The sequence below is a fragment of the Candidatus Eisenbacteria bacterium genome (assembly GCA_018831195.1).
Taxonomy (GTDB): Bacteria; Eisenbacteria; RBG-16-71-46; order CAIMUX01; family JAHJDP01; genus JAHJDP01.
This window is the reverse complement of sequence record JAHJDP010000111.1, coordinates 1-4,423: the sequence shown is the minus strand read 5'-3', so window position 1 is coordinate 4,423 and position 4,423 is coordinate 1. Positions and strand designations below refer to the sequence as shown.

Here is a 4,423-nt window from a genome sequence, read left to right as displayed (position 1 = left end):
TCGGCATTGGTCTCCATCTCCCCGGTCAGGTAGAGGCGTCGGGCCTCTTCACGCGTCTTCGAGTGGCTGCGCTTCATCGGTTCGATCCTCCAAAAATCCCTTCGCCAAGTTTGTAAGCCCCCGCGCTCTGCGATCACGGCCTGGAGTGCCGTCGCTGGCAGACTCGACGGCCTGTTCGATGATCCCTTCTTGATCCGGCGTGACAACGAAGGTCATCACGCGCGGTAAGACTTTCTCCTCCTCTTCGGCCTGCTCATCCAACAGCGCCGCCACCTCATCGGCGGGGAATTCCAACAGGGCATGCAGCTCCTCAATCTGCCGGTCCGTTTCAGGGACGAGTCCGGCAAGATCATCGACGCTCATGGAGCCGAGTAATTCGTGGAGAAGCTGGGCACGCCGGACCGGAACATCCTGCCCTTCGAGGCGGTTCAGCGTGGCCAGCAGTAGATTCGCTTCCCGATCGTCCACCTCCCAGATATCGCAACGGGCTTCGGAATGCCCCAGCTCCCGAAGCACATCGATCCGGTGATGGCCGTCCAGGACCTGATACTTGCCAATCTGATCGGGATGAGGACGGACGATGAGGTAGGGGTAGCGGCCGGTCCGTTTGATGTGCGCCTTTAACTTCTCCCTCATATCCTCGGACATGACGTTGGAATTGAGCGGATGCGGGACAAGATCGTCCAGCGGAACCATCCGCGCTCCTGCGGTCTTCTTCTTGGCCATTACGCTTCTCCTTGTGCGGCGACGGTTGTGAGTGAAGGGTTATGGATCAGCTCTGCATCCGGATCCCAGCCGACCAGAATGAATTCGCGGTTCTGCTGCCTCTTCTCCTCGCTGGATTGGGAGGGTTTGTGCATGTACCGGATCTCGGTGGCCTTCACCTCCCGGCCATAGCCGCGCATCTTCTGCTCCAGCTCGCCCAGCGTCACCTCGGCATTGCCAAGGCTCAAAATCCAGACCGGGATGTTTTTGGCCTGCTTGAACAAACCGTCGATCATCGAGGCCCCATCCTTGGCGCTGAAGGGGCTTACCGGCAGGGCCGTACCCTCAAGGATCTCATCGATGATCTTGTATTCCTTCTCGTAGCTCGTGACGCCGGGATACGGCGGGTCGAAGTAGGCGATGTCGGCCTCGATCGTGGGGAGGAGTTTGACAATGTCTGCTTTCAGGACCTGAGCCTCGCCCTGGAACACCCCGGCATTGATCTGCTGCGCTACTTTCCACAAGCGGTCAGGACGGTTCAGGCGTAGTCCTTCGACGTATCCTTTAAGGCAGGATGGCGTGATGTTTTCATATTCGCCGCTGGATAGCCGGTGAATGGTGCCGGTTCGCACCGATGACATGGCATGGCACAACAGCGCCACACGCACCGCCAGGAGCCGTAGGAGCCCCTGTCGCGCCATATCTCGCGCCTCCCCGGCCATGGCTAGGATGCGGTCGAGAAGTCGCGCCTGTGCCCGCGTGAACGCCTGTGGCGCGTAGTTTTGTTCAACCTGAGCCGGTGGTTCGTACTTGTCGGCCGCCACCCGCAAAATGTCCTCGCGCCGGAGCCGGACCGAGCTGTTTTGTATCAATGCCCTCCCGACCACAATGGACCGCTCGGCGATATCCACCGAAACGACTCTGAATCCCTGGGCTTTGGCATAGAGCGAGACCGACCCGCCGCCAAGGAATCCGTCGAGAAATGTAAGCCCCGGCCATAGCTTCCGTGGCAGGATTCGGTCCACTTCCCGGAAGATCAGGGGGCAAAGACGGCGTTTTCCGCCCAAGTAGGGCATCAACGAAGACCACATCGAAAGTCTCTTGTTTCGTGTCATTTTATTGCTCCCGCTGACTTGACTTCTCTGGGGTTGGAAGCGTTGTTACCAATGCGCCGGGCGATGGGGCCTGGCCCAGAAGGAGGAGACAGATGAACCGGATGAACGCGAAGGCCACAAAGAAAGCCCAACAAGCCGCCGACCTGCTCGCCAAGGCTGCTGGGCTCATGCGCGAGGCTGCTGAGATCTCGGACAACACGATCGCCGGTGGCCGGTACGACTTCCTGCACTGGGCCACAGAAATTGAACAGCTGCTCTCCTGCGACGACGGAGAGGCAGGCATCAACCCAGCGCTGGATAAGATGACCAGGACACAATAACCAGAAGGAGATTTGATCATGGCTAAGAAGCAGACCAAACCAGCCACAAAGAAGGACGCGAAGAAGGCCAAGGCAGAACAGAAGACGACGGCCCCCAAGACGGCCGAGATCATCGCGCCGGATCCAATCACAACGGCACCCGCTCCCGCTCCCGAACCCGCCCCGAAGCCGGACCCATCCGAACCACTCGTCGTGTTCGCATTCAGGTTGACCCGCGCCGAACGGGATCTGATCCACAAGGCAACCGGATCTGGCAAGGCCACCAAGTTTGTGAAAGGCGTGGTCGTCGCCGCGGCCCGGGGTGACCTGGATGCGGTGAAGGCCATCATTGAGAAGGGCGTGTCCTGATCCGCACGGCAACCCTCGGCACCTGATCGCGAGGGTTGTCTGTTTTGCCATAATCCGGCCATCCCACCTCGCCGATCTGTTTCCGGACTAGACACAGTTCTCAACAATCCTCTCCAGCTTCCGCACATCCTCATCCTCCTGGTCCTGGGTCTCGGCGAAGGCGTCCATGTCCATCCGTTTGCAAACTTCTGTCGTGATCCGTTCTCGTAGAACCGACGGCGGGAGGGCATCAAGCTCGGCCGTCCTGTCGCCATGCTTGGCAACAAACGCTTTTTGCCTTGAATCGGATTTCTTTGTTTTGGCGGTCGGGATGTTATATCGGGCAATGTCATCCGGGGTTATGGCGACCTTGATCAGTTCTGTGTGCCCGCCAAACCAATCCAATCGTTTCTGGAGCGAATAAAACATATCCTCACCGGATGGATCAAAGTCGCCAAAATAGAGGATGGTTTTATCGTTTCGGCGCACTCGCTGAAACCGCTGTGACGCATTGCGTAATGATGTCCACCCGTCATACCCCCGTCCGATGTTCAAAATCACGCCATATTTACTGAGAACACCATTGAAGATTCCTGACAGGGCATCCTTTTCGAGCCAGACCTCCAGGTATCCCGGCTGATCCTGCCAGACATGCCGCCGGTACGCTTGCCGCACGGATTCCATGTAATCAGGTATGTCGGTCCATTGCTCGACGCAGAGGGGCACTCGGAGGCGATCCACGATCCAGTCCCATTCCACCTCACCCGATCGCCGGGCTTCTACAAGCAACTTTGAAACGGCATTGTAGGCACTTTTCTTGTTTTCTATGACTTGCCTCGAAACGAGTTGATAGAACACCTGGCGCACGGTCATCGGATGCTCATCCTTCAGTACCTTCAACGCATAGTCGAGCATCTGTTTTGTTTTAGGGCGTCGTGCCATGTCATTTCTCCTTGGCAAAAGACCTCGAGGTAAATGTGGTGGTATTCCCCTGTCTTCTCTTATCGCGCATCCCGCACTCCCCCCCTATAGGGGGGGGGGAATGCGCGATAAAATGCGCGATAAATACTGAAGACTCCTCCCTGCTGCGCGATAAATTGTCCAACTTCTCCGTAACGTACAACTACACAAAGGATTGCAACGAATCGCGCAGCCATCGCGCAGACGATTTCACCTGCGCGATTCATTTCCGTCGCTCCAAATCCATCGAGTCGCCGGACCCGAACCAGATTTTCGAAACTTGAGTTCTTCGAGGAGATTCTGTGTCGCCCGCTTCTTTCGTTTGTGCGGTAGAAAATCCATCGCTTCAGCGACAGTGAGTCCCGTTGCTCCGGCTTCACGGCCAGCATTCTCCAGAGCCTCGGCATTCTCCTCCCGCTCCATACTTTGATCAGGTGGTTCCTCGGTGACCTCAAAGGTTCCATCTTCACGTCGAGCCAGCCAGATCCCATCGACGGGAGGTCCGAGGTTCAGTTTTGTAAAGGCAAGCCGCTTGCGCTTCTTAACCTCCCGGAGGCGAATCAGCGTCTGAGGATCGCTCAACAGACGGCTATGCCCCCTGAGGGCGTCAATATCCGAGTCCCCGGCTGAGCCCCTGGATGTCTGCCCCTTGCGCTCGTGATGGCATAGCTCGACAGCAGATTTTGTCTCGAACCTCAACTCATCGCAGGCGCCCATGACCTCGCCCATCTGCTGACCCGAGATCTCGTCCACGGTGTGGATCCGGCTGAAGGCATCGAGGATTAGGAGCCTGATCCCGTGATTCTTGATCATTCGTTTAAATCCGAGAATGTGATCGGGATCTAAGACATTGATGCGACCGGTGAGGAAGGGCTGGGAGATGAGAAACAGATCATCGGGAATTTCGGATGCCCGCAGAATGGTCTGGACGCGTTCCTTGAGGTAGTACCCAGGAAGCTCAAGATTGAGATAGGCCACCCGTGTCCGTACCGTTGG

At 57.3% G+C, this 4,423-nt stretch carries 6 protein-coding genes; 2 read left to right on the top strand and 4 right to left on the bottom strand.

Translation table 11 applies throughout. From position 1 onward, the window contains the following. Positions 1 to 48: 48 nt before the first annotated feature. Positions 49 to 726, bottom strand: coding sequence for a ParB/RepB/Spo0J family partition protein (locus KJ970_19375; GenBank protein MBU2693083.1), 678 nt, complete (start codon positions 724 to 726; stop codon positions 49 to 51). Then, positions 726 to 1,820, bottom strand: a complete 1,095-nt coding sequence (locus tag KJ970_19370) for a DNA adenine methylase (protein MBU2693082.1) — start codon at positions 1,818 to 1,820, stop codon at positions 726 to 728. Before KJ970_19370 ends, KJ970_19375 begins: the two co-directional genes overlap by 1 nt. Before the next feature lie 92 nt (positions 1,821 to 1,912). Here KJ970_19370 and KJ970_19365 point away from each other — a divergent pair, with 92 nt between their 5' ends. Together KJ970_19365 and KJ970_19360 are read left to right on the top strand one after the other, a co-directional pair. Next, entirely contained in the window at positions 1,913 to 2,140 is a 228-nt protein-coding gene (locus KJ970_19365) for a hypothetical protein (protein MBU2693081.1), read from the top strand. 18 nt (positions 2,141 to 2,158) lie between these two features. Then, the gene (locus KJ970_19360) at positions 2,159 to 2,488 is read left to right on the top strand and encodes a hypothetical protein (protein ID MBU2693080.1); all 330 of its coding nucleotides are present in this window, start codon (positions 2,159 to 2,161) and stop codon (positions 2,486 to 2,488) included. Positions 2,489 to 2,575: 87 nt separating this feature from the next. On the opposite strand, the gene KJ970_19355 is transcribed toward KJ970_19360, so the two are convergent. Together KJ970_19355 and KJ970_19350 are read right to left on the bottom strand one after the other, a co-directional pair. Then, complete coding sequence (locus tag KJ970_19355) at positions 2,576 to 3,409, bottom strand: hypothetical protein (protein MBU2693079.1); 834 nt, start codon at positions 3,407 to 3,409, stop codon at positions 2,576 to 2,578. Between the two features lie 228 nt (positions 3,410 to 3,637). Beyond that, a partial coding sequence (locus tag KJ970_19350; GenBank protein ID MBU2693078.1) for a helicase RepA family protein occupies positions 3,638 to 4,423 on the bottom strand: 786 nt, incomplete at its 5' end.

What these genes read in the sequence shown, in the direction of transcription:
- KJ970_19375 (MBU2693083.1), bottom strand. Translation starts at nt 726, where the DNA reads ATGGCCAAGAAGAAGACCGCAGGAGCGCGGATGGTTCCGCTGGACGAT.
- KJ970_19370 (MBU2693082.1), bottom strand. Translation starts at nt 1,820, where the DNA reads ATGACACGAAACAAGAGACTTTCGATGTGGTCTTCGTTGATGCCCTAC.
- KJ970_19365 (MBU2693081.1), top strand. Translation starts at nt 1,913, where the DNA reads ATGAACCGGATGAACGCGAAGGCCACAAAGAAAGCCCAACAAGCCGCC.
- KJ970_19360 (MBU2693080.1), top strand. Translation starts at nt 2,159, where the DNA reads ATGGCTAAGAAGCAGACCAAACCAGCCACAAAGAAGGACGCGAAGAAG.
- KJ970_19355 (MBU2693079.1), bottom strand. Translation starts at nt 3,409, where the DNA reads ATGGCACGACGCCCTAAAACAAAACAGATGCTCGACTATGCGTTGAAG.